Origin of the sequence: Actinoplanes sp. NPDC049599, assembly GCF_044465625.1 — a bacterium.
In the GTDB taxonomy this organism is placed as follows: Bacteria; Actinomycetota; Actinomycetes; order Mycobacteriales; family Micromonosporaceae; genus Actinoplanes.
The window spans coordinates 33,520-56,617 of record NZ_JBITLX010000039.1 but is presented as its reverse complement, the minus strand read 5'-3'; the positions used below and the strand labels follow the sequence as shown (position 1 = coordinate 56,617).

Genomic DNA, 23,098 nt, shown 5'->3' with positions numbered 1-23,098 from the left:
CGGCCACCGGCCGCCCGGCGGGTTACAGGCCGCTGAGGCGTTGGCCCGCGCGGACGACCGCCATCGCGTGCCGTTCGCCGGGGCGGCGGCCGAGTCGTTCGATCGGACCGCTTATCGAGATCGACGCGATGACCCGGCCCGTCCGGTCCCGGATCGGCGCGGAGACGCTGGCCACCCCGGGCTCGCGTTCCGCGACGCTCTGCGCCCAGCCGCGCCGGCGCACCTCGGCCAGCGTGCGCCCGGTGAACTTGCACCGGGGCAGCAGCGGCATCACCGCCTCCGGCGGCTCCCAGGCCAGCAGGATCTGGGCCGCGGAACCGGCCACCATCGGCAGCACCGAGCCGACCGGCACGGTGTCCCGCAGCCCGCTCGCGCGTTCCGCGGCGGCGACGCAGATCCGCTCGTCCGCCCGGCGCAGGTAGAGTTGGGCGCTCTCCCCGGTCGCGTCGCGCAGCGCGGAGAGCAGCGGCTCGGCCGCGGTCAGCAGCACGTCGGGCGCCGCGTTCGCCAGCTCGCCCAGCCGCGGCCCCGGCCGCCAGCGGCCCTGGGTGTCCCGGACCAGCATCCGGTGGATCTCCAGGGCCTGGGCCAGCCGGTGCGCGGTCGCCCGGGGAAGCTTGGTCCGGTCGACTAATTCGGCAAGGCTGGCGCCGTCGACGCAGGCCGCGAGGATGACCACCGCCTTGTCGAGAACGCCGACACCGCTCATACTGTGTCCCACAAGCCGAAACATACCTCCCAGAATTTAGGATGTCCAGATGGTGGGAGTCACTCCCGATCAGGGGAAACCCAGGACCCTGGCCGAGAAGGTCTGGGACGACCATGTGGTGCGGTCCGCCGACGGTGAGCCCGATCTGCTCTACATCGACCTGCACCTGCTGCACGAGGTGACCAGCCCGCAGGCCTTCGACGGGCTGCGCCTGGCCGGCCGCAAGGTCCGCCGCACCGACCTCACGCTGGCGACCGAGGACCACAACACCCCGACCGGTTACGCCGACCCGGCGTTCAACACCCGGCGCGGCGACCTCATGACGATCCTCGACACCGTCTCGCGCACCCAGATCGAGACCCTGCGCAAGAACTGCGCCGAGTTCGGTGTGCAGATCCGCTCGCTCGGCAACGAGGACCAGGGCATCGTGCACGTGATCGGCCCGCAGCTCGGCCTCACCCAGCCGGGCACCACGATCGTCTGCGGTGACTCGCACACCGCGACCCACGGCGCGTTCGGCGCGCTGGCGTTCGGCATCGGCACCAGCGAGGTCGAGCACGTGCTGGCCACCCAGACGCTGCCGCAGGCCAAGCCGAAGACGATGGCCGTGGTGGTCAGCGGCGAGCTGCGCCCCGGCGTCTCCGCCAAGGACCTGATCCTGGCGCTGATCACGCAGACCGGCACCGGCGGCGGCAACGGCCACATCGTGGAGTACCGGGGTGACGCCATCCGCAAGCTCTCCATGGAGGGCCGGATGACCATCTGCAACATGAGCATCGAGTGGGGCGCCAAGGCCGGCATGATCGCGCCGGACGAGACCACGTTCGCGTACCTGGAGGGCCGCGAGCACGCGCCCAAGGGCGCCGAGTGGGACGCCGCGGTGGCGTACTGGAAGACCCTGCCCAGCGACGACGGCGCCGAGTACGACACCGAGATCCACATCGACGCCTCCACGATCAGCCCGTTCGTCACCTGGGGCACCAACCCGGGCCAGGGTGCCCCGCTCGACGGTGTGGTGCCGGATCCCGAGGAGTTCATCGAGGAGTCGGACCGCAACGCCGCCCGGCGCGCGCTGGAGTACATGGACCTCACGGCCGGCACCCCGCTCAAGGACGTCGCCGTGGACGTGGTCTTCGTCGGCTCCTGCACCAACGGGCGCCTGGAGGACCTGCGGGCCGCCGCGGACGTGCTGCGCGGCCACCGGGTGCACGAGGGCGTCCGGATGATGATCGTCCCCGGCTCGTTCCAGGTCCGCGCCGCCGCCGAGGCCGAGGGGCTGGACAAGGTCTTCACCGACGCGGGCGCCGAGTGGCGGTTCGCCGGCTGCTCGATGTGCCTGGGCATGAACCCGGACACGCTCAGCCCCGGCCAGCGCGCCGCCTCCACCTCCAACCGCAACTTCGAGGGCCGGCAGGGCCGCGGTGGGCGTACCCACCTGGTCTCGCCGCAGGTCGCCGCCGCCACCGCCGTGGCCGGCAAGCTGGCCGCCCCGGCCGACCTCTGAGCAGGAGCAGCACCCATGGACAAGTTCACCACCCACGCCGGCACGGTGATGCCGCTGCGCCGTTCCGATGTGGACACCGACCAGATCATCCCGGCGGTCTATCTGAAGCGGGTCACCCGGACCGGCTTCGAGGACGGGCTGTTCAGCGCTTGGCGCGACGACCCGGCGTTCGTGCTCAACAACCCCGCGCACGCGGGCGCGACGATCCTGGTGGCCGGGCCCAACTTCGGCACCGGCTCGTCCCGCCAGCACGCGGTCTGGGCGCTGCGGGACTGGGGTTTCAAGGTCGTCATCGCGGCCCGCTTCGGTGACATCTTCCGCGGCAACGCCCTCAAGGAGGGTCTGCTGCCGGTGCAGCTGGACCAGAAGGCCGTCGAGGCGCTCTGGGACCTGGCCGACAGCGAGCCCGACAAGCAGATCACCGTGGACCTCGCCGAGCGCCAGGTGCGTGCCGACGACGCCGTCTGGAGCTTCCCCATCGACGATTTCAGTCGCTGGCGGCTCCTGGAGGGCCTCGACGACATCGGACTGACGCTGCGCCACGAGGAGATGATTACCACGTACGAGAAGGGTCGCCCCGGCTTCAAGCCGGTGGTCGTCTGACCCTGATTTCCTTGCCCTGGACGCCTTTTTCGCCCCCATCGGGTTGCCGGTGGGGGCGAAATCGTTGCGACACAAGGGTTTTTTTTCGGGTAGATGTTTGTGTCTGCTGGTCAGAGGGCATACGGTGCGCGCAGAATGGCTCGCATTGGGCCAGTTCTCACGTTCGGGAGGAAACCAGTGAACAAGGCAGAGCTCGTCGAGGCGCTCGCCGCCCGACTGGGGGACCGGAAGACGGCGACAGCAGCGCTGGATGCGGTGATCAGCGAGGTGCAGAACGCCGTTACCAAGGGCGATCGCGTTGCCATTACCGGTTTCGGAGTCTTCGAGAAGCGGGCGCGCAATGCCCGTACCGCGCGCAATCCGCGCACCGGTGAACCGGTGAAGGTGAAGAAGACGTCCGTCCCCGCATTCAAGCCCGGAACCGGATTCCGGGAGATGGTCGCGAGCGGCAAGGTGGCCAAGGCCACCGCCGCGAAGAAGACCACGTCGGCGGCGAAGTCGACCACGGCCAAGGCCACCCCGGCCAAGGCCACCGCCACCAAGACGGCGGCGGCCACCAAGACGGCGGTGGCCAAGAAGACCACCGCCACCAAGGCAGCACCGGCCAAGACCGCCACCAAGGCGGCCCCGGCCAAGACCACCGCGGCCAGCAAGGCCACGGCCAGCAAGGCGACGGCCAGCAAGGCCACCGCCACCAAGGCCGCCGCCACGAAGGCGACGGCCACCAAGTCGGCCGCCACCAAGGCAGCACCGGCCAAGTCGACCGCCACCAAGTCGACCACCACCGCGAAGGCCACGCCGGCCCGCAAGACGGCCACCAAGTCGGCCGCCACCAAGTCGGCGCCGGCCAAGACCACCGCCACCAAGTCGGCGACGGCCACGAAGTCGGCCACCACGGCCAAGGCCACGCCGGCCAAGAAGGCCGCGACGAAGACGGCGCCCGCCAAGGCGGCCGCCACCAAGTCGACGGCCGCCAAGAAGACGACCGCCGCCAAGAAGACGACGGCAGCCGTCACGGCCACTCCGGCCAGCCGGGCCACGACCGCGCGCACCAGCACGGCTCGTAAGACCCGGTGAGCCAGCGGGCCGTAACGGCCCGCTCAGCGCCACGCTGAGATCGTGAAGGGCGTCCACCCGTACGGTGGACGCCCTTCGCGTGTTCCGGCGGCACAGCGGCTCTGCGGCTTACGGTCCGCAGCATGGAGCGCAGACCCGCCGGCCCCCGTGGCCTCGTCAGCCGTTCGCTGATCGCCGCGGCCGTCTTCGCCGGCGCCGTCATGCCCGGCTGGACCCTCGGCGACCTGGCCGAGCACTGGACCGGCCAGGGGCTGCTGGACTGGCTCATCACCTGTGGCTGGTGTGGCCTGGCGGTGTTCGTGCTCGGCCCGCACGGCTCCTACCGGCACCGCGACGTGGTGCTCGGGGTGCTGCCGCTCTACGGCTGGTACGTCGCCGCCGTGCTGGCCTGGCGGGTGGCGTTGCTGCCGTTGCGGGACTGGGAGCCGCGCGCCGACGAGCTGTGGCGGGCCCGCTGGCTCACCGGCGGCCTGATCGGCTACTGGCGGGCGGATCCGCTGCCGGCGCGCGCCGGCGGTGCGGGTGCGGCTAGATCCGGCTCAGCGCCAGCAGCCGGTCGCCGGACCACGTGAGGATCCAGCCCGTGCCCTTCGGCGTCTTGTACGGCTCCGCCGAGCCGGCGCCGGCCAGCTCCATCAGGATCGACGGGATCACCTTGCCCTGGCTGCACACCGCCGCCCGGGGGCCGTCGCGCAGCTCGCCGAGCCGGTCCGCGGCCAGCTTCGCCCGGGCCGGCACGTCGGCCGGCTCCGCGGGCTCGGCGAACGCCCTGTCCGTCACAATCGGCAGGCCCAGCCGCGCGGACAGCGGCTCGAGCGTCTGCCTGCAGCGCAGTGGGGTGGCCGCGAACAGCCGTTGCGGACCGAGCAGCGCCAGCGGCGGGCCGAGCAGCTCCGCCTGGGCGCGGCCGAGCGGGTCCAGCGGCCGCAGGGCGTCGGGCCCGTCGAACTCGCCGCGCTTGCCCGCGTGCGCGTGCCGGACCAGCGCGGTCAGCGCGGTGACCGGCGGCAGCGCGGCGACGTGCTCGACCAGCCGCCGGTCATCCGGGTAGCTCAGCCGGGCCAGCGCGTCGGCCGGCGACAGCCAGCTCACGGTGTCCACCTCGGTCGGGTCGATCGGGTCGGCGGCCGGGCCGTCGGCGGCCCGCATCAGCCAGAACTCGACCGCCTTCGGCACGCCGTCCGGCAGCGTGTACGCCACCTCGGGCAATCGCAGCTGCGGCTCACCCCGGACACCCGTCTCCTCCAGCACCTCGCGCACCGCGCCCGCCAGCGGGTGCTCGTCGGCGTCGAGCTTGCCCTTCGGCAGGCTCCAGTCCGCCAGGTACGGCCGGTGCACGACGCAGACCTCGATGCCGTCCCCGGCGGATCGCCAGAGGACGGCGCCGGCTGCCCGGACCGGTGCTGTCGGCAAGGTCAGCCGGCCTTGCCGATGACCCGGCGCAGCAGCGCCTCCTGCAGGTGGACGTGGCTCTCCGAGGGCGTGAAGGTGCGCCGGTGCCAGGTGCCGTCGCCGGCCAGGTCCCAGCCCTCGCTGCCGTCGCTCATCGACAGCTCCAGCACGTTGCGCAGATCGTCCTGCGCGGACGGCAGGGTCACCCGGACCAGCGCCTCCACCCGGCGGTCCAGGTTGCGGTGCATGAGGTCGGCCGAGCCGATCCAGTACTCGGCGTCGTCGCCGGCGCCGAACCGGAACACCCGGGAGTGCTCCAGGAACCGGCCGACGATCGAGCGGACCCGGATGTTGTCCGACAGCCCCGGCACCCCGGGCCGCAGGGCGCACATGCCGCGGATGATCAGGTCGATCCGGACGCCGGCCTGCGAGGCCCGGTAGAGCGCGTCGCAGGTCTCCTCGTCCACCAGCGAGTTCACCTTGAACTGGACCAGCGCCTCGCCGCCCGCGCGGGCGATCGCGGACTGCTCCTCGATCCGCTCGATCAGCCCGGCCCGGACCCCGTGCGGCGCCACCAGCAGCCGCCGGAACGCGGTCTGCCGGCTGTAACCGGTGAGCACGTTGAACAGGTCGGTGACGTCCGCGCCGACCTCGGGGTCGGCGGTGAGCATGCCGAAGTCCTCGTAGAGCCGGGCCGTCTTCGGGTGGTAGTTGCCGGTGCCGATGTGGCAGTAGCGGCGGATCTGGTTGCCCTCCTGGCGGACCACCAGCGAGGTCTTGCAGTGGGTCTTGAGACCGACCAGGCCGTAGACCACGTGGCAGCCGGCCCGCTCCAGGGTGCGCGCCCAGGCGATGTTGGCCACCTCGTCGAACCGGGCCTTCACCTCGACCAGCACGACCACCTGCTTGCCGGCGGCTGCGGCGTCCACCAGCGCGTCGACTATCGGTGAGTCCCCGCTGGTGCGGTAGAGCGTCTGCTTGATGGCCAGCACGTTCGGGTCGGCGGCGGCCTGCTCGATGAAGCGCTGCACGCTGGTGGAGAACGAGTGGTACGGGTGGTGCACCAGGATGTCGCACTCACGCAGCCGGTTGAAGACGCTGCGCGGCACCTCGCCGTCGGCCAGCTGCGGGTGGGTCGCCGGGACAAAAGGGCGGTCCTTGAGGTCGTCGCGGTCGCACTCGCCGTACACCTGCCACAGGCCGGAGAGGTCGAGCAGGCCCGGCACCCGGAGCACGTCCTGGCTGTCCATCTCCAGCTCGCGGCTGAGCAGGTCGAGCACGTGGTCGCTGATCGAGGCGGCCACCTCCAGCCGCACCGGCGGGCCGAAGCGGCGCTGGGCCAGCTCGCGCTCCAGGGCCTGCAGCAGGTCCTCGTCGCGGTCCTCGTCGACCTCCAGCTCGGCGTTGCGGGTGACCCGGAACAGGTGCCACTCCAGGATCTGCATGCCGGAGAAGAGCTGGTCCAGGTGGGCCGCGATGAGCTCCTCGACGGGCAGGAAGCGGGCGCCGCGGCTGTCGTTCTGCACCGTGACGAAGCGGGGCACGTTGTTCGGCACCTTGATCCGGGCGAACAGCTCGGCGTTGCTGCCGTTCGGGTCGCGCAGCGCGACGGCCAGGTTCAGCGACCGGCTGGAGATGTACGGGAACGGGTGCGCCGGGTCGACCGCCAGCGGCGTCAGCACCGGGAACACCTGCTCGCGGAAGTACGTGCGCAGCCGCTCGCGTTCCGGCGCGTCCAGCTCGCTCCAGCTGACCAGCTCGATGCCCTCGGCGGACAGCTTCGGCCGGACCTCCTCGCCGAAGCAGGCGGCGTGCCGGGTGACCAGGTCGGCGGCCCGTTCGGTGATCATCTCGAGCTGGTGGCGCAGTGACGAGCGGTCGCCGCCGCGCATCGGCAGGCCGGCCTTGAGCCGGCGCTTGAGCCCGGCCACCCGGACCATGTAGAACTCGTCCAGGTTGCCGGCGAAGATGGCCAGGAACTTCGCGCGTTCCAGCAGCTGGGTGCCGGGATCCTCGGCCAGCGCCAGGACCCGGGCGTTGAAGTCGAGCCAGGACAGCTCCCGGTTGAGGAAGCGGTCGTCGGGCAGCTCCGGCAGCTCCTCGGCAGCGGCCGCGTCGAGGTCGTCCGTGGTGTCGGCCGGGGCCGGGGCCGGGACGTAGGCGTCGGCGGCGGGGATGGCGATGGTGGTCACGGCGGGCTCCGTCGGCTCGATGGCGGTCGGCGCGGCTGGGCTTGCGGTGCGCTCGTGCGGGCTCTCCGGGGCGACCGTCCCCGCTGGGCCGGTCTGCTCCCCCAGGGGGAGGAACCGCCCGTTGGGGCCGCGGCGGCGAGCCGCGAGGGGCGCGGTCGGGTCGGGTGTCCGGGGCGGGGTGGTCATCGCTCCATCATTGCCCGTTCCGGGTGAACGGGAAATGAACGAAGCTCACCTGATTCCAGGAAGTTCGACCTTGGTGACCGCGCCGTCCGGTCCGGCCGAGATCGACACCCGCTGCCCGAGCCGCAGCAGCCGCAGCCCGGAGGCGTCGAAAGCCGCGGCCGGGAAGGGCAGCTCACTGCCGTCGTCGAGGAGCAGCGTGCCGTTACGGGTCTGCGCGTCGAACGTCGCCACGGTGCCCTGCATGTCCCGCAGGTTACCGGGCCGGGCCGCCCGGCATACCGGAGACGCCGCACTCCGCGATGAGTCCGAGATCACGCAGCAGCCCGCAAGTGTGCTCACCGGCGCCCAGGGCCAGCACCGTGCGCAGGTCGGCGGCGGTGTCCACGTCCTGGCGCAGACCCGGCCACGCCCCGGCGAGCGGGCGGGCCAGCGAGGCGGCGTGCGCCCCGGCCGAGCCTGCCCCGAAGCGGGGGTCCAGCGCGGTGCCCGCCTCGGCGGTCAGCAGCACGGTGCCGGTGCCCGCGGCGTCGGCCACAAAACTGCGGCCGGCGCCCGCGGCCGCCAGCGCCTCCCCGAGCTCGGCCGGGCGCAGCGCGGGCAGGTCGCCGGTGAGCACGGCCCGGCGGTGGGCGAGGCCCACGACCACGTCGGCGCCGAAGCGCATGGCCGCGTTCAGGCCGGCGGCGGGCCGGTCCGGCACCGCCCGGGCGCCCAGGGCTTTCACCGCGGCGGCCGCGGCCGGGTCGTCCGTGACGACCAGCACGGTGCCGACCGCCGCGCAGGCGCGGACCGCGGCGACCGTGTCCCGGACCATCGCCAGGGCCAGATCCTCGTGCCGGGCGTCGGCGACGGCGCCCCGCAGCCGGCTCTTGGCCGCGCCGAGGCTCTTCACGGGAATGACCGCCGTCCAGTCCGCACCTGACACGACGCCAATCCTGCCACCGCGGGCAGGGTGGGCCCCGGCCTGGCTACGGCGAGGACGAGCAGGCATGATTTCGTCCGAGGTGTGGGGGACGGCGGCGCGGGGGCCCGCCGCGGGGAGCAGGGAGGCACCGTGGCGGGGCGCAAGCTCGGATTCTGGCGACGGCTCGCGGTCTGGCTGGTGCTGCCGGCGATGAGTATCTGGACCAGGCGCACCTGGACCGGCATGGCGAACCTGCCGCCCGCCGGCGGCTTCATCGTCACGCCCAACCACATGTCCCAGTTCGACCCGCTGCTGGTGGCCCACTTCATCTACGAGTCCGGCCGGTGGCCGCGCTTCCTGGCCAAGGCCAGCATCTGGCGGGTGCCGTTCGTCGGCTTCATGCTCCGCAAGACCCAGCAGATCCCGGTGGAACGCGGCAGTGTGGAGGCAGTGAAATCCCTCGACTCGCTCATCGAAGCCCTGCACCAGGGCGGCGTAGTGGTGATCTACCCCGAGGGCACGACCACCCGCGAGCCGGAGCTGTGGCCGATGCGGGGCAAGACCGGCGCGGCCCGGCTGGCGCTGGTCACCGGCGCCCCGGTGGTGCCGATGGCGACCTGGGGCGCGCAGCGGGTGCACGACGTGCGGACCGGCAGGATCTCGCTGGGCCGCCGGGTGCCGGTGCAGGTCGCGGCCGGCCCGCCGGTGGACCTGTCCCGCTGGCAGGGCACCGCGCCCAGCCGCGCGGTGCTGGAGGAGATGACCGAGGCGATCCAGCTGGCCACCCGGGACCTGCTCGCCGAGTTGCGGGACGAGCCGGCGCCTCCGCTCTACCAGGTGTCGCGCCGCGGCCCCGGAACGGAACCAGCAGCATGACCGAGACAAGTGAGGGCGCATGAGGCGAGCGGCAGTGCTGGGCGCGGGCGCCTGGGGAACGGCGTTCGCGAAGATCCTCGCCGAGGCGGGCGCGGACGTGACCATGTGGGCGCGCCGCGAGTCCGTGGCGGCGGCCATCCGGGCCGACGGCGTCAACGAGACGGCGCTGCCCGGCGTCAAGCTGCCCGAGCGGGTCACCGCCACCAGCGACCTCGCCGCCGCCCTGGACGGCGCCGGCCTGGTCTTCCTGGCGGTGCCGTCGCAGACGTTGCGCGGCAACCTCGCCGACTGGGCCGGCCACCTGCCGGCCGACTCGACGCTGGTCTCGCTGATGAAGGGCATCGAGCTCGGCACGACCAAGCGGATGAGCCAGGTCATCGTGGAGACCGCCGGGGTCGAGCCGGACCGGGTGGTGGTGGTCTCCGGGCCCAACCTGGCGCCCGAGATCGCCGCCGAGCAGCCCGCCGCGACCGTGGTGGCGGGCACCGACCCGAGCCGCGCGCAGCTCGTCCAGCAGGCCATCGCGCTGCCCTATCTGCGGCCGTACACCAGTGACGACGTGATCGGGTGCGAGCTGGGCGGGGCGGTCAAGAACGTGATCGCGCTCGCGTACGGGATGGCCAACGCGATGGGCATGGGCGACAACACCAAGGCCTCGCTGATCACCCGCGGGCTGGCCGAGACGGCCCGGCTCGGGGTGGCGCTGGGCGCCGACCCGATGACCTTCGCCGGCCTGGCCGGGCTGGGCGACCTGGTGGCGACGTGCTCGTCGCCGCTGTCGCGGAACCGGACCTTCGGCGAGCACCTGGGCCGCGGCGAGTCGCTGGAGGAGGCGCAGCGCGCCGCCCGGCAGACCGCCGAGGGGGTCAAGAGCTGCCTGGCCATCCGCGACCTGGCCCGGGCGCACCACGTCGAGATGCCGATCACCGAGCAGGTGGAGCGGGTGTGCCACGAGGGCGTGGACCCGCGGGTCGCGGTGAAGCTGCTGATGGGCCGGGAGATGAAGCCGGAATGACGGATCAGGGAGACGGGACCCGGGTGGTGCACGCCGGGCTGCCCGAGCCGGTGCCGGGACAGCCGTTCCTGCCCGGGCCGGTGTTCGCCGCGCCGTACCACCTGGACCCGGTCGACGGGCCCGGGGTCAACGGGTACGGGCGCCCGGACAACCCCACCCGGCGCGCGCTGGAGGGGGCGATCGGCGAGCTCGAGGGCGGGTCGGTGCTGGCCTTCGCGAGCGGGCAGGCGGCCATCACCGCGCTGCTGTTCGCCACCCTGCGCACCGGCGACACGGTGGCGCTGCCGTCGGACGGCTACTTCACCGTGCGCGCGTTCGCCGAGGGCACGCTGCGCGACCTCGGGGTCAAGACGGTGCTGGTGCCGACCGCGGGGCCGTACCCGTCGTTCGAGGGCGTGCGGCTGGTGCTGCTGGAGACGCCGGCGAATCCGGGGCTGGACGTCTGCGACATCCGTGCCGTCGCGGCCGCCGCGCATGCCGCCGGGGCGCTGGTGGCGGTGGACAACACCACGCCGACCCCGCTCGGCCAGCGGCCACTGGAGCTGGGCGCCGACCTGGTGGTGGCCTCCGGCACCAAGGCGCTGACCGGGCACTCCGACGTGCTGCTGGGCTACCTGGCGAGCAACGACGCGGAGCTGCTGGCCAAGGTCACCGTCTGGCGGGCGCAGACCGGCGCGGTGCCGGGGGCGTTCGACGCCTGGCTGGCCCACCGCTCGCTGGCGACCCTGGACCTGCGGCTGGCCCGGCAGAGCGAGAACGCGGTGGTGCTGGCCGAGCTGCTCGCCGGCCGCGACGACGTGCACGCGGTGCGCTTCCCGGGGCTGGCGGGCGATCCGTCGTACCGGATCGCCCGGGCGCAGATGCGCCGCATCCCCGGCATCATCTCGTTCGATCTCGGCAGCGCCGAGCGGGTGGCCCGCTTCCTGCAGGCCTCCCGCCTGGTCTTCGCGGCCACGTCCTTCGGCGGCCTGCACACCACCGCCGACCGGCGCGCGCAGTGGGGCGACGACACGGCGCCCGGCTTCGTCCGGCTCTCCTGCGGCATCGAGGACGCGGCGGACCTGGTCGCCGACCTCACGGCCGCGCTCGACGCCGGCTGAGCCGATGACCTGGAGCAGCTTCAGCGGGGACCAGGTCGCGGCGCTGGCGCAGGGCGAGAGCCTGTTCGCCCGGCCGGGGGAGCGGGAGTGCCCGGCCTGCGGCGAGTGCCGCGTGCGGGCGTACGTGAACGCCCCCGAGAACGCCCGGCGCCCGACCCTGGTCAGTTACGTCTGGTGCAGCGCCTGCCGCCGGTTCGTCGGCACCCGGGCCAGGCACCCGGAGGGTCTGGTCTTCTCCGACCCGCTGGCCGTCCTGTCCGCGGCTGAGCGCCGCGAGCTGGAGCGCAGCCTGGTCGGCTTCCTGGCGCACCTGGACGAGCTCTGGGACGCCGGGGCGCTGCCGCAGACCTTCACCGCGGCCTGACGGAACCCGACATTGCGCGCCGGCCGCTCTGGCTCTATGGTTCGTTGCATGAGTAATGAACCACAGAACTAGGGAGGCTGTCGTGTTCGACGACCGCAGTCCCATCTACCTGCAGATCGCCAACGGGATCAAGGACGAGGTTGTGAGCGGGACGCTCAAGGAGGACGAACAGGTCATGTCCACCAACCAGTACGCGGCGTTCTACCGGATCAACCCCGCCACGGCGGCCAAGGGCTTCGCCCAGCTGGTCGACGAGGGCGTGCTCTACAAGAAGCGCGGCATCGGCATGTTCGTCAGCCCGGACGCCCGCGCCCGGCTGCGCAACCAGCGCCGCGAACGGTTCTTCGCCGACGTGGTCGACCCGATGCTCGCCGAGGCCCGGATGGTCGGCGTGGAGGTCGACGAGATCGTCGCGTACCTGAAGGAGGGCCCGCGATGATCTCCCTGCGCGACCTCACCGTGCGCTACGGCGGCACCGTCGCCGTCGACGGCATCACCCTCGACCTGGCGCCCGGCAAGATCTACGGGCTGCTGGGCCGCAACGGCTCCGGCAAGACCAGCCTGCTGAGCGTGCTCGCGGCCTACCGCCGCCCGTCCGCCGGCACGGTCACCGTCAACGGCGACGACCCCTTCGAGAACCGGGCGCGGATGCGGAAGACCGCGTTCATCCGCGACAGCCTCGACGTCACCGACCAGGACCGGGTCGACAAGGTCCTGGACCTGGCCGGCCGGCTGCGCCCGAGCTGGGACGCGGAGTACGCCGCCCACCTGATCGACGTCTTCGAGCTGAACCGCCGCAAGCGCGTGTCGGCGCTGTCGCGGGGGCAGCGTTCGAGCCTCGGCGTCGTGCTCGGGCTCGCCGCCCGCGCCCCGCTGACCATCCTGGACGAGGTCTACCTCGGCATGGACGCGGGCGCCCGGGCCGCGTTCTACCGCGAGCTGCTGGCCGACTACCTCGCCCACCCGCGCACGATCATCCTCTCCACCCACCTCATCGAGGAGGTTGCCGGCCTGTTCGAGCAGGTGATCGTCCTCGACCGGGGCCGGCTGCTGGTGCACGAGGACACCGACGCCTTCCGGGCCCGCGGGGTCGCCGTGACCGGGCCGGCCGCGGCCGTGGCGGCGTTCGTCGCCGGCCGGACCGTGCTGAGCGAGCAGAGCCTGGGCGGCGTGCGGCAGGCCACCCTCTCCGGGGCCCTGGACGACGACGAGGCGGGCCGGGCCCGGGCGGCCGGGCTCACCCTCGCCCCGGTCGGCGTCCAGGACCTCTTTGTCCATCTCACCTCGGGCGCCGCGGACGGCGCCCGGCGAACGGAGGCACTGCGATGAGCCCGCGTCTGCTCGTGGCCGGCAACCTGCTGCGCATCTACCGGCCCGTCGCGCTGTGGTTCTGGAGCCTGATGATCGTCGGCATCGCCGTCGCGATGACCGTGCTGGCCTCGGTCACCGACCCGCCGGTCAGCCTGTGGCTGGTGGTCGCCGGCGCGGCCGCGAAGTACTGGGTCGGTGTCGTCGGGGTGCTGGTCGTCAGCATGAACCTGCGGCAGTTCGTCGCCAACGGCATCACCCGGCGCGACTTCCTGGCCGGCGCGGCGCTGGCCGGGGTGCTGGCGGCAGTGCTGTTCTCCGTCGCGGTGCCGCTCGGGCACGAGGCCGAGCAGCTGCTGCTCGGCGGCTTCGGCCCGGTCACCGGGCGGTATCCGGCCACCTCGCTGGGCACCGGACTGCGGGAGCTCGGCCACATCCTGCCGGCCTCGCTGGCCTTCCTGGTGACCGGCGCGGCCGGCACCGCGGGCTTCTACCGGTACGGCGCCTGGGGCGGGCTCGCGCTGCTCCCGCTCGCGGTGCTCCCCGTTGCGGCGGCCGAGGCCCTGCTCGGGGTGGACGAGCACGGCGGCTTCGACGCGCGGCTCGTGCCGTACGCGGCGGCGGTGCTGGTCACGCTGACCGTGACCGCGCTCGTGGGCCTGCTGGTGCACCTGGAGCTGCGGGACGTCGCCATCCGGCGGGGAGCGCCGGCCTAACCGCCGTGGTTCAGCGCGAACTCGTACAGCCAGTCGCGCTGGGCCTCGGTGTCCGGCACCGGCAGGCCCCGGGCCTCGGCCACCAGCTCCAGCGCGCGTTCCGGGCCGACGCCGAGCATCACCAGCGTCGCGCAGGCCAGCAGCGTCGAGCGGCCGATGCCGGCGAAGCACTGCGTGACCACGAAGCGGCCGGCCCGGACGTGCGCGGCCAGCCGTACGCCGAGGGCCACGACGTCACTGTCGGCCATGTCCCGGGCCCGTGGGATGCCGCGGTCCGCGATCGGGAACGACAGGAACTCGATGCCTGCGGCGGCTGCGGCGGCCGCCACCTCGGTGAGCCCGAGCCGGCGGTCCTCCTCCCAGGTCAGCGCCGAGACGAAGACGTCGACGCCGGCCGCGGCCAGGCCGGCCATCTCGTCGGCCAGCCAGGCGCCGCCGCGCGGGTGCGCCATCGTCGCCAACCGCCCCGGACCGTGCCATTCGATCACGTGCAGTGCTGGTCTCATCGACTCCCCGTTCCTGTTCCCCCATGCCAGCGCCCGCCGTCGGCAGAATGTGATGCACGCAGAGTAGGGTGCCGAGGCAGCCTAGCGATGTCCGGCAACGAGAGGCCTTTTCCATGGCGACCCCTCGCAAAACCCGTGTGGCGATCGTGTTCGGCGGGCGCAGCTCCGAACACGCGATCTCCTGCGTCAGCGCGGGCAGCATCCTCGGTGCGCTCGACCCCGATCTGTACGAGGTGGTGCCGGTCGGCATCACCCGGCAGGGCGCCTGGGTGCTCGCCGCCGGCGACCCCGCGGCGCTGGCCATCACCGGCCAGACTCTGCCGGAGATCACCGCCGACTCCGGCCACGCCGTGGTGCTGCCCGCCGACCCGACCTCGTCCGGCCTGATGGTGCTGGACCCCGCGGACGGCGTGGCGGTGCTGGCGAACGTGGACGTCGTGTTCCCGGCCCTGCACGGCGCGTACGGCGAGGACGGCACCATCCAGGGCATGCTCGAGATGGCCGGCATCCCGTACGTGGGCGCCAACGTCTTCGCCTCCGCGGCCGGCATGGACAAGGAGTTCACCAAGAAGCTGGCCGCCGCCGAGGGCATCCCGGTCGGGCCGTACGCGGTGCTGCGCGCCGGCCACTCGCTGACCGAGGCCGACAAGCAGCGCCTGGGCCTGCCCGTCTTCGTCAAGCCCTCGCGGGCCGGCTCGTCGCACGGCATCAGCAAGGTCAGCGACTGGGCGGAGCTGGACGCGGCCGTCGCCAAGGCCCGGCAGATCGACCCGAAGGTGCTGGTCGAGGCCGCCATCGTGGGCCGCGAGGTGGAGTGCGGCGTGCTCGAGGGCGAGGCCGGCGGGGTGCCCGAGGCGTCGCTGCTGGCCGAGATCCTGGTCTCCACCGACGGCAGCGACTTCTACGACTTCGACGCCAAATACCTGGGCGACGGCACGCCGTACCAGATCCCCGCGGACCTGCCGCCCGAGGTGGCCCGCCAGGTCCGGGAGTACGCCTGCCGCACCTTCACCGCGCTGGACTGCGCCGGCCTGGGCCGCGTCGACTTCTTCGTGACCGCCGACAACGAGATCTTCCTCAACGAGATCAACACGATGCCCGGCTTCACGCCGACGTCGATGTTCCCGCTGATGTGGGCGGCGACCGGCCTGGAATACCCGAAGGTCGTGGACCGGCTGATCCGCACCGCGCTACACCGCGGGACGGGCCTGCACTAGACGCAGCCGGAAGGCACCCCGGTGGTGCGGGACTTGTCGGTCTTCACCACCACGTCGGAGAACTCGTTGGCCCACTGGGCGGGCTGCGCGTACTGCTTGGGCACGGTGACCCGCACCGCGACCTCTCGGTCCATGGTGGTGAAGGTGGTCGCCGCCGGCTGCTCGTCGGCGTACCAGCAGACCCGGTTCATGGTCATCAACTCGGTGTCCATCGGCACGCAGCCCGAACCGCTCTGCTCCAGTGTCTTGCAGGTCTCCGGCTGGGTCACCCCGCAGGCCACGGTCAGGGCGGGCTCGCCCCAGGCGGCGTTCTGCTCCGGGCCGGCGCTCACCTTGCGGGCGGCCAGGTCGCGCACCTGGGCGGGCAGCTGAGAGGTCACCGCCAGGCACACCTCGGCCGGGCGGGCCGCCAGCTTCGGCGCCGCCATCGGCACCGGCGCCGCCGGCAGGACCGCCGGCTGGGTGGCCGACGGGACGGGTGCGGCGTCGCGCGGCTCCGGGACGACCCGGTTGACGATCAGCAGACCCACCACCAGCGCCACCGGTACGGCGACCACCGTCGCCCAGATGGCGGCGGTGCGCGTCGTCCGGTCCGGCGCGGGGGGCTGGGGTTCGGGGCGGGTCCGCACGTCGACCATGTCAGAGATTTACCACGGAGCACGTCACGGTCCGGGTGATGCCCGGCACGAACTGGATTTTGCTCACAATCATCCGGCCCAGCTCGTCGACGCTGTGCGCCTCGCCCAGTACCACGACGTCGTACGGCCCGGTGACCGCGTCGACGCGGACCACTCCATTGATTTTGTCGATGGCTGCGGCCACGTCACGGGCCTTTCCGACCTCCGTCTGGATGAGGATGTACGCCTGGACCACGATCAGACTCCTATCCGCCGCCGCCGGCGACCCGAACGTGAAACTACAGCACGGAGCCGGCCGGCAGCGCGGTTGCGGGGCAGGCCAACTCGAGAGGAACGGTGGGACGTGAGCATCGCGGAGACGGGGGAGTTCGGGCTCATAGCCCGGATCGTCGCGCGGCTCGAGACCGGCGCCGCCGGCCTGCTCGGACCGGGCGACGACGCAGCGGTGGTGGCGGCGCCGGACCGCCGGGTCGTGGCGAGCACGGATGTCCTGGTGGAGGGCCGGCACTTCCGGCGGGACTGGTCGAGCGCCGCGGACATCGGGCACCGGGCGGCGGCCGCGAACCTGGCCGACATCGCCGCCATGGGCGCGGTGCCCACCGCGCTGCTGGTCGCGCTCTGCGTGCCCACGGACCTGGATCCCGAGTGGGCCGAGGAACTCGCCGGCGGGCTCTCCGCGGAGGCGCGGCTGGTCGGCGCGGGCGTGGTCGGCGGCGACCTGTCGGCCAGCCCCACGCTCACCATCGCGGTCACCGCGCTGGGCGACCTGCAGGGCCGCGACCCGGTGCTGCGCAGCGGCGCCCAGCCCGGCGACGTGGTCGCGCTCGCCGGGCGCACCGGGCACGCCGCGGCCGGCTACACCGTGCTCTCCCGGGGCTTCCGGACGCCGAAGCTGCTGGTCGAGGCGTACCGGCGGCCCGAGGTGGAGTATGCCGAGGGTCCCGCCGCGGCGAAGCTGGGCGCGACCGCGATGATCGACGTCTCGGACGGACTGCTCCAGGACCTCGGTCACGTCGCGTCGGCCAGCGTGGTCGGCATCAACATCGAACGGGACGCCTTCGAGGTGCCCGGCCCGATGCGCGACGCGGCTTCGGCGCTGGGAGTGGACCCGTACGTCTGGTTGCTGGCCGGTGGCGACGATCACGCGCTGGCCGCCACCTTCCCGGCCGGGGCGCCGCTGCCGGCGGGCTGGCGTGCGGTCGGCAGCGTGCACGAGGGCACCGGGGTCACGGTCGACCGGCGCCCGTGGCAGGGCGGGACGGGCTGGGACCACTTCCGCTGATCTATGGTGTCCGGCGTGGCTGAGATCAAGATTCGCGAGGCCCGCTTCGACGAGCCGGCGGTGCAGCGCCTCATCGCCGAGGCGATGGCCGAGCTCACCCGGCGGTACGGCGGCAACGGCGACGACACCCCCGTGGCGCCCGCGGACTTCGCCCCGCCCAGCGGGGCGTTCTACGTGGCCTACGCCACCGCCGACGGCGAGTTGCTGGGCTGCGCGGGCTGGCGGGCGCACGGGCCGGACGCGGAGCTCAAGCGGATGTTCACGGTGCCGGCGGCGCGCGGGCGCGGGGTGGCCCAACAGGTGCTCGCGGCGATCGAGGAGTCGGCCCGGGAGCGGGGCTGCAAGCGGGTGATCCTGGAGACCGGCGACCGGCAGCCGGAGGCGATCGCGCTCTACCGCAAGTGCGGCTACGAGCGCATCGAGGACTTCGGCCACTACAAGGGTGAGGAAGGCGTGCTCTCCTACGCCCGGATGCTCTGAGGGCGTCCGGGCACGCGAAAAGCCCGCCGGGTCAACGGACCGGGCGGGCTGTCGCCGAGCTCTGCCGTCAGGCGCGGACGACCTTGCCGGCCTTGATGCACGAGGTGCAGACCTTGAGCTTCTTGGTGTTGCCACCACCGGCAGGGGTGCGCACCGACTGGATGTTCGGGTTCCAGCGGCGGTTGGTCCGCCGGTGCGAGTGGGACACGTTGTGGCCGAAGCCCGGTCCCTTGCCACAGACGTCGCACACGCTAGCCACGGGGTACTCCTGGGATTTTGAAAGCAAATGAGGGTGCCCCGGACAGCGGGCATCCGGGCAACCTGGCCAGATTACCCGATGGCCGGCCGGGACAGCCAATCGCCCCTGTCCTGCCCCCGGCATCCGGCAATTGTCGGTGCTGGTTAGTACGCTTTTCGCGTGCTGGACTCCCTGGACGCCGCGGCGGTCCGCCGCTGGTGCGGCGGCGGGCTGGCCGCGCTCCGGGCGCACCAGCACGAGATCGACGAGCTGAACGTCTACCCGGTGCCGGACGGCGACACGGGCACCAACCTGGTGCTCACCCTGACCTCGGCTCAGCAGGCCCTCGACGACTCGCCCGAGCAGCCCGCCGCCGCGGGTGAGCCGGCCGCCTCCGCCCCGCCGGGCCGCACGATGCGCCTGATGGCGCGGGGTGCGCTGCTGGGCGCCCGGGGCAACTCCGGCGTGATCGTGTCGCAGATCCTGCGCGGGATGGCCGACACCTTCGCCATGACGGTGGCGGTGCGGGGCGGGGAGCTGACCCGGGCGCTGCGGATGGCGAGCGAGGCGGCCTACGCGGCGGTGGCCAAGCCGGTCGAGGGCACGGTGCTGTCGGTGGTGGCGGCCGCGGCCGAGGGTGCCCGCCGGGCCAAGTCGGACGATCTTGTCGCGGTGGCCCGGGCGGCGGCGCGGTCGGCCGCGGAGGCGCTGGCCCGCACGCCCCAGCAGCTGCCGATCCTGGCCCGGGCCGGGGTGGTCGATGCCGGCGGGCGCGGGCTGGTGCTGCTGCTGGAGGCGCTGGTGGAGGCCCTGGTGCCTGCCGGGATCGGCCCGCCGGGAGCGGGCCTGCCGGGAGCGGGCCCGCCGCCCTCGGCGAGCCGATCCGCTGCCGCCGCAGCCGGGCTCGACGATCGCGCTTCGGCCGCGGCCGGGTCCGACGATCGCGCCGCCGCCGCGGCCGGGTCCGACGATCGCGCTGCCGTCGCGGTGCGGACCGCTGCCAACCCGGTCGCGGTGGCGCCCGGGGATGGCTGGCAAGGCCCCGAATACGAAGTGCAGTACCTGCTCGATGCGCCGCCCGAGGCCGTCGAGAAGCTGCGGGAGGCGCTCGGCGGGCTCGGCGACTCGCTGGTGATCGTCGGGACCGGGGAGGGCGAGGCGCCCACCTGGAACGTGCACGTCCACGTCGACGACATCGGCGCCGCGATCGAGGCCGGCATCGTCGCCGGCCGGCCGTACCGGATCTCCGTCACCCGGCTCCAGGACACCGCGCACCTGCACGGCCAGCACCTGCACGGCCGCCACCTGCACGCCGCGCCGCGCCCGCCCGGCGCCGTCGCGGCCCCCGATCCCGACGCCCGAGCCGCCGTGGTCGTCGCGGCCGGCGACGGGCTCACCGCGATCTTCACCGGCGAGGGCGCCACGGTCGTCGACCGCAATCCCTCGATCGCCGAGATGCTCGCCGCGATCGCCGCCACCGGGGCAGGCCGGGTCGTGCTGCTGCCCAACGACGCCAACACCCACGCCGTGGCCCGGTCCGCCGCCCGCGAGGCCGTCGCGACCGGGGTGCGGGTCAGCGTGGTGCCCACCCGCTCGCCGGTGCAGGCGCTCGCCGCGCTGGCCGTCCGCGATCCCGGCCGGCCCTTCGACGACGACGTCATCGCGATGGCCGAGGCCGCCGGCGCCTGCCGGTCCGGCGAGGTCTGCACCGCCAGCCGGGAGGCCCTGACGGTCGCCGGCCGGTGCCGCCCCGGCGACCTGCTCGGGCTGGTCGACGGCGAGGTGCACGTCATCGGCGCCGACCTGGAAGAGGTCTGCCGGCGGCTGCTCGACCGGCTGCTCGGCGGCGGTGGCGAGCTGGTCACCCTGGTGCTCGGCGCGGACGCCCCGGCCGAGCTGGAGGACCGGTTGCGCGGCCACGTCCTGCAGCAGTGGCCGTTCGTCGAGCTGAACAGCTATGCGGGCGGCCAGCCCCGCTACCACCTGTTGGTAGGAGTGGAATGACCGACACGAAGACCGTCACCACCACCGACACGCCGCTGGCGAAGGTGCTGAGTCCGGCCAAGGCCAAGGCGCTCGCCACCCACCTCGACCTGCACACCGCCGGTGACCTGATCTACCACTTCCCGCGCCGCTACGACGAGCGCGGCGAACACACCGACATCCGCAAACTCGAGGTGGGCGAGCAGGTCACCCTGCTGGCCCAGGTCAAGAGCACCACGGTACGGCCGATGCGCCAGCGCCGCGGCACGATGCTCGAGGTCATCGTCGGCGACGGCTCCGGGGCGACGCTGAGCTGCACGTTCTTCAACCAGGCGTGGCGTGAGCGGGAGCTGCGGACCGGCCGGTGGGGGCTGTTCGCCGGCAAGGTCACCGACTTCCGGGGCAACCGCCAGCTCAACGGACCGGCATACCAGCTGCTCAAAGCCGACGCGACGCAGGACGAGGCAGCCGAGGAGATCGAGGAGTTCGCCGGCGCGCTGATCCCGGTCTACCCGGCCGCGGCGGCGGTGCCGACGTGGACCATCGCCCGCTACGTGCGCGAGGTGCTGGAGACCTTCCAGCCGCCGGCGGACCCGTTGCCGGGCACGGTCCGCGCGAGCCGCAACCTGATCGGGATCGGCAAGGCGCTGCGGGAGATCCACCGGCCCAGCTCCGACCGGGACCTGCACCTGGCGAAGTACCGGTTGAAGTGGGACGAGGCTTTTGCCGTACAGCTGACGTTGGTGCAGCGTAAGGCCCGGTCGGCCGCGGCGCCCGGCACCGCCCGCCCGCGCGCCGAGGCCGGGCTGCTCGTGGCCTTCGACGCGACGCTGCCCTACGAGCTGACCGAGGGGCAGGCCCAGGTCGGCGAGGAGATCGCGGCGGACCTGGCCCGCCCGCACCCGATGCACCGGCTGCTGCAGGGCGAGGTCGGCTCGGGCAAGACGCTGGTGGCGGTCCGGGCGATGCTCCAGGTGGTCGACGCCGGCGGGCAGGCCGCGCTGCTGGCGCCGACCGAGGTGCTCGCCACCCAGCACCACCGCAGCATCGGCGCGCAGCTCGGCGCCCTGGGCCGGGCCGGCGAGCTGGACGGCGACCCGAACGGCACCCAGCTCACCCTGGTCACCGGCTCGCTCGGCGCGGCCGCCCGCCGGGCCGCACTGGCCAAGGTCGCCGACGGCACCGCCGGCATCGTGGTCGGCACGCACGCGCTGCTGTACGAGGGAGTCGACTTCCACGATCTCGGCCTGGTGGTGGTGGACGAGCAGCACCGGTTCGGCGTGGAGCAGCGCGACGCCCTGCGCGCCAAGGCCGAACGACCACCGCACGTGCTGGTGATGACGGCGACGCCGATCCCGCGCACGGTCGCGATGACCGTCTACGGCGACCTGGAGACGTCCACCCTGTCCCAGCTCCCGCGGGGCCGCTCGCCGATCGCGTCGCACGTGGTGCCGCCGGAGCGCCCCGCGTTCCTGGACCGGGCCTGGAAGCGCGTGGTCGAGGAGGTCAAGGCGGGCCACCAGGCCTACGTGGTGTGCCCGCGAATCGGCGCGACCGAGGCCGAGGAGGACGAGGAGCCACCCAGCGACAACGACCCGTCCAACCACCCCACCGCCGCCCTTGACCGGACTGAAGGCGAATCATCCCGGCGCCCACCGCTGGCCGTCATGGAGGTCGCGCCGATCCTGGCCGAAGGACCGCTGCACGGCCTGCGGATCGGCATTCTGCACGGCAAGCTGCCGACCGACGAGAAGGACGCGGTGATGCGCCGCTTCGCCGCGGGCGACCTGGACGTGCTGGTCGCGACCACGGTGATCGAGGTGGGCGTCGACGTGCCCAACTCCACCGTCATGATCATCATGGACGCGGACCGCTTCGGCGTCTCCCAGCTGCACCAGCTCCGCGGCCGGGTCGGCCGAGGCTCGGCGCCGGGCATCTGCCTGCTGGTCACCGAGGCGACGGAGGGCACCCCGGCCCGCGAACGCCTGGACGCAGTGGCGTCCACAACGGACGGTTTCCGGCTGGCGGAGCTGGACCTGGAACAACGCCGCGAGGGCGACGTGCTGGGCGCGTCGCAGTCGGGCAAGCACAGCCACCTGCGGCTGCTCTCGCTGCTGCGGGACAGCAAGCTGATCACCGAAGCCCGCGCGGAGGCGATGGAGCTGGTCGCCGAGGACCCGACGCTGGCGAGATATCCGGCTCTGCTGGCGTCGATCGCGGCGTTGGTGGACGAGGAACGCGCCGAGTACTTGGAGAAGGGATGATCCTGCACTTCTGTCCCCGCGCGGAGTGGGAAGCGGCCGAGGCGGCCGGCGTCTACCGGGCCGATACGTTGCTGAGCCAGGGTTTCATCCACTGCTCCACCCCGGAGCAGGTGGCGATCCCGGCGACGGCGCTGGCCCGGGGGCGGCGCGACATCGTGCTGCTGGAGATCGACGAGGCACGGCTCCCGAAGCAGGTGGTCTGGGAGCAGGGGGACCCGCCGGATCCGGGCGGGATGCTGTTCCCGCACGTGTACGAGCCGATCCCGGTGGCGGCGGTGGTCGCCGTGCACGCCTATCCACCGGAAGCGGACGGCACCTTCCGTCCGCCGCGGGGCCTGGCCCTACCCTGATCGCCTGCCGGCCGCATAGGTACGGCGCGGGATCGTTGGTATGGACGGCCCTCGGAGCCCACTGTCCATCACACAGCAGAAGCGGAACAAGTATCTCGGTGACGCCGACCGCGACCACATCGCCGAGTACTCCTTCCAAGGGCTTCCAGGGGTGACCGAGACGACCTCGAAGGCCGACGTCACCTTCAAGCTGT

The 23,098-nt window shown here is 73.0% G+C and carries 26 protein-coding genes; 17 read left to right on the top strand and 9 right to left on the bottom strand.

Going from position 1 to position 23,098, the window contains the following annotated elements; genetic code table 11:
• Positions 1 to 22: 22 nt before the first annotated feature.
• Positions 23 to 709 carry an IclR family transcriptional regulator gene (locus ACIBQZ_RS39630; RefSeq protein ID WP_023561932.1) on the bottom strand — a complete coding sequence of 229 codons (687 nt, stop codon included), beginning with the start codon at positions 707 to 709 and terminating at the stop codon, positions 23 to 25.
• Positions 710 to 758: 49 nt separating this feature from the next.
• On the opposite strand from ACIBQZ_RS39630, the gene leuC reads away from it, so the two are divergent.
• The 4 genes from leuC (at position 759) to ACIBQZ_RS39610 (ending at position 4,465) form a co-directional block, all read left to right on the top strand.
• Positions 759 to 2,213 carry a 3-isopropylmalate dehydratase large subunit gene (gene leuC / locus ACIBQZ_RS39625; RefSeq protein WP_396094095.1) on the top strand — a complete coding sequence of 485 codons (1,455 nt, stop codon included), beginning with the start codon at positions 759 to 761 and terminating at the stop codon, positions 2,211 to 2,213.
• A gap of 15 nt (positions 2,214 to 2,228) precedes the next feature.
• Positions 2,229 to 2,816, top strand: a complete 588-nt coding sequence (gene leuD / locus ACIBQZ_RS39620) for a 3-isopropylmalate dehydratase small subunit (RefSeq protein ID WP_396094094.1) — start codon at positions 2,229 to 2,231, stop codon at positions 2,814 to 2,816.
• A gap of 177 nt (positions 2,817 to 2,993) precedes the next feature.
• Entirely contained in the window at positions 2,994 to 3,893 is a 900-nt protein-coding gene (locus ACIBQZ_RS39615; protein WP_396094093.1) for an HU family DNA-binding protein, read from the top strand.
• Between the two features lie 122 nt (positions 3,894 to 4,015).
• Positions 4,016 to 4,465 carry a hypothetical protein gene (locus ACIBQZ_RS39610; RefSeq protein ID WP_396094092.1) on the top strand — a complete coding sequence of 150 codons (450 nt, stop codon included), beginning with the start codon at positions 4,016 to 4,018 and terminating at the stop codon, positions 4,463 to 4,465.
• Here the strand turns inward: ACIBQZ_RS39610 and ACIBQZ_RS39605 are convergent.
• From ACIBQZ_RS39605 to cofC, 4 genes are read right to left on the bottom strand one after another with little or no spacing between them, the layout of a single operon-like run.
• Positions 4,422 to 5,306, bottom strand: coding sequence for an NUDIX domain-containing protein (locus ACIBQZ_RS39605; RefSeq protein WP_396094090.1), 885 nt, complete (start codon positions 5,304 to 5,306; stop codon positions 4,422 to 4,424). The two genes, ACIBQZ_RS39610 and ACIBQZ_RS39605, sit on opposite strands and share 44 nt — an antisense overlap.
• Before the next feature lie 2 nt (positions 5,307 to 5,308).
• Positions 5,309 to 7,663 (bottom strand): RNA degradosome polyphosphate kinase, encoded by a 2,355-nt coding sequence (locus tag ACIBQZ_RS39600; RefSeq protein ID WP_396094089.1) that lies wholly within the window; start codon positions 7,661 to 7,663, stop codon positions 5,309 to 5,311.
• 45 nt (positions 7,664 to 7,708) lie between these two features.
• Positions 7,709 to 7,906 (bottom strand): cold-shock protein, encoded by a 198-nt coding sequence (locus ACIBQZ_RS39595; RefSeq protein ID WP_396094088.1) that lies wholly within the window; start codon positions 7,904 to 7,906, stop codon positions 7,709 to 7,711.
• Between the two features lie 10 nt (positions 7,907 to 7,916).
• Positions 7,917 to 8,588 carry a 2-phospho-L-lactate guanylyltransferase gene (gene cofC / locus ACIBQZ_RS39590; protein WP_396094087.1) on the bottom strand — a complete coding sequence of 224 codons (672 nt, stop codon included), beginning with the start codon at positions 8,586 to 8,588 and terminating at the stop codon, positions 7,917 to 7,919.
• Between the two features lie 129 nt (positions 8,589 to 8,717).
• On the opposite strand from cofC, the gene ACIBQZ_RS39585 reads away from it, so the two are divergent.
• The 7 genes from ACIBQZ_RS39585 (at position 8,718) to ACIBQZ_RS39555 (ending at position 13,946) form a co-directional block, all read left to right on the top strand.
• Positions 8,718 to 9,443: a lysophospholipid acyltransferase family protein gene (locus ACIBQZ_RS39585; RefSeq protein WP_396094086.1), complete on the top strand. Its 726-nt coding sequence runs from the start codon at positions 8,718 to 8,720 to the stop codon at positions 9,441 to 9,443.
• A 19-nt stretch (positions 9,444 to 9,462) separates the two neighbouring features.
• Complete coding sequence (locus tag ACIBQZ_RS39580; RefSeq protein ID WP_396094085.1) at positions 9,463 to 10,458, top strand: NAD(P)H-dependent glycerol-3-phosphate dehydrogenase; 996 nt, start codon at positions 9,463 to 9,465, stop codon at positions 10,456 to 10,458.
• Positions 10,455 to 11,558 carry a cystathionine gamma-lyase gene (locus ACIBQZ_RS39575; RefSeq protein ID WP_396094083.1) on the top strand — a complete coding sequence of 368 codons (1,104 nt, stop codon included), beginning with the start codon at positions 10,455 to 10,457 and terminating at the stop codon, positions 11,556 to 11,558. Before ACIBQZ_RS39580 ends, ACIBQZ_RS39575 begins: the two co-directional genes overlap by 4 nt.
• A gap of 4 nt (positions 11,559 to 11,562) precedes the next feature.
• Positions 11,563 to 11,922, top strand: a complete 360-nt coding sequence (locus tag ACIBQZ_RS39570; RefSeq protein ID WP_396094082.1) for a hypothetical protein — start codon at positions 11,563 to 11,565, stop codon at positions 11,920 to 11,922.
• Between the two features lie 82 nt (positions 11,923 to 12,004).
• Positions 12,005 to 12,361: a GntR family transcriptional regulator gene (locus ACIBQZ_RS39565; protein WP_396094081.1), complete on the top strand. Its 357-nt coding sequence runs from the start codon at positions 12,005 to 12,007 to the stop codon at positions 12,359 to 12,361.
• Positions 12,358 to 13,251 carry an ATP-binding cassette domain-containing protein gene (locus ACIBQZ_RS39560; RefSeq protein WP_396094080.1) on the top strand — a complete coding sequence of 298 codons (894 nt, stop codon included), beginning with the start codon at positions 12,358 to 12,360 and terminating at the stop codon, positions 13,249 to 13,251. The genes ACIBQZ_RS39565 and ACIBQZ_RS39560 overlap by 4 nt, the downstream gene beginning before the upstream one ends.
• A complete protein-coding gene (locus ACIBQZ_RS39555; RefSeq protein WP_396094079.1) occupies positions 13,248 to 13,946 on the top strand; it encodes a twin-arginine translocation signal domain-containing protein in 699 nt (232 codons plus the stop codon). Before ACIBQZ_RS39560 ends, ACIBQZ_RS39555 begins: the two co-directional genes overlap by 4 nt.
• On the opposite strand, the gene ACIBQZ_RS39550 is transcribed toward ACIBQZ_RS39555, so the two are convergent.
• Positions 13,943 to 14,452 (bottom strand): hypothetical protein, encoded by a 510-nt coding sequence (locus tag ACIBQZ_RS39550; RefSeq protein ID WP_396094078.1) that lies wholly within the window; start codon positions 14,450 to 14,452, stop codon positions 13,943 to 13,945. The two genes, ACIBQZ_RS39555 and ACIBQZ_RS39550, sit on opposite strands and share 4 nt — an antisense overlap.
• Positions 14,453 to 14,565: 113 nt before the next feature.
• Here ACIBQZ_RS39550 and ACIBQZ_RS39545 point away from each other — a divergent pair, with 113 nt between their 5' ends.
• Positions 14,566 to 15,669, top strand: a complete 1,104-nt coding sequence (locus tag ACIBQZ_RS39545; RefSeq protein WP_396094077.1) for a D-alanine--D-alanine ligase family protein — start codon at positions 14,566 to 14,568, stop codon at positions 15,667 to 15,669.
• Here the strand turns inward: ACIBQZ_RS39545 and ACIBQZ_RS39540 are convergent.
• Positions 15,666 to 16,307, bottom strand: a complete 642-nt coding sequence (locus tag ACIBQZ_RS39540; protein ID WP_396094076.1) for a DUF3515 family protein — start codon at positions 16,305 to 16,307, stop codon at positions 15,666 to 15,668. The two genes, ACIBQZ_RS39545 and ACIBQZ_RS39540, sit on opposite strands and share 4 nt — an antisense overlap.
• Position 16,308: 1 nt before the next feature.
• Positions 16,309 to 16,542: an Lrp/AsnC ligand binding domain-containing protein gene (locus ACIBQZ_RS39535; protein ID WP_203774685.1), complete on the bottom strand. Its 234-nt coding sequence runs from the start codon at positions 16,540 to 16,542 to the stop codon at positions 16,309 to 16,311.
• 108 nt (positions 16,543 to 16,650) lie between these two features.
• Between ACIBQZ_RS39535 and ACIBQZ_RS39530 the strand changes: the two genes are divergently transcribed.
• Together ACIBQZ_RS39530 and ACIBQZ_RS39525 are read left to right on the top strand one after the other, a co-directional pair.
• Positions 16,651 to 17,589, top strand: a complete 939-nt coding sequence (locus ACIBQZ_RS39530) for a thiamine-phosphate kinase (protein WP_396094075.1) — start codon at positions 16,651 to 16,653, stop codon at positions 17,587 to 17,589.
• A 15-nt stretch (positions 17,590 to 17,604) separates the two neighbouring features.
• Positions 17,605 to 18,069, top strand: a complete 465-nt coding sequence (locus ACIBQZ_RS39525) for a GNAT family N-acetyltransferase (RefSeq protein WP_396094074.1) — start codon at positions 17,605 to 17,607, stop codon at positions 18,067 to 18,069.
• A gap of 67 nt (positions 18,070 to 18,136) precedes the next feature.
• Here the strand turns inward: ACIBQZ_RS39525 and rpmB are convergent, their stop codons facing one another.
• On the bottom strand, positions 18,137 to 18,328 hold the full coding sequence (gene rpmB / locus ACIBQZ_RS39520) for a 50S ribosomal protein L28 (RefSeq protein WP_023561910.1): 192 nt from the start codon (positions 18,326 to 18,328) through the stop codon (positions 18,137 to 18,139).
• Positions 18,329 to 18,487: 159 nt separating this feature from the next.
• Between rpmB and ACIBQZ_RS39515 the strand changes: the two genes are divergently transcribed.
• The 3 genes from ACIBQZ_RS39515 to ACIBQZ_RS39505 are packed head-to-tail and all read left to right on the top strand — an operon-like array spanning position 18,488 to position 22,904.
• On the top strand, positions 18,488 to 20,311 hold the full coding sequence (locus ACIBQZ_RS39515) for a DAK2 domain-containing protein (RefSeq protein ID WP_396094073.1): 1,824 nt from the start codon (positions 18,488 to 18,490) through the stop codon (positions 20,309 to 20,311).
• On the top strand, positions 20,308 to 22,554 hold the full coding sequence (recG, locus tag ACIBQZ_RS39510) for an ATP-dependent DNA helicase RecG (protein ID WP_396094072.1): 2,247 nt from the start codon (positions 20,308 to 20,310) through the stop codon (positions 22,552 to 22,554). Before ACIBQZ_RS39515 ends, recG begins: the two co-directional genes overlap by 4 nt.
• A complete protein-coding gene (locus ACIBQZ_RS39505; protein WP_396094071.1) occupies positions 22,551 to 22,904 on the top strand; it encodes a DUF952 domain-containing protein in 354 nt (117 codons plus the stop codon). Before recG ends, ACIBQZ_RS39505 begins: the two co-directional genes overlap by 4 nt.
• Positions 22,905 to 23,098: the final 194 nt, after the last annotated feature.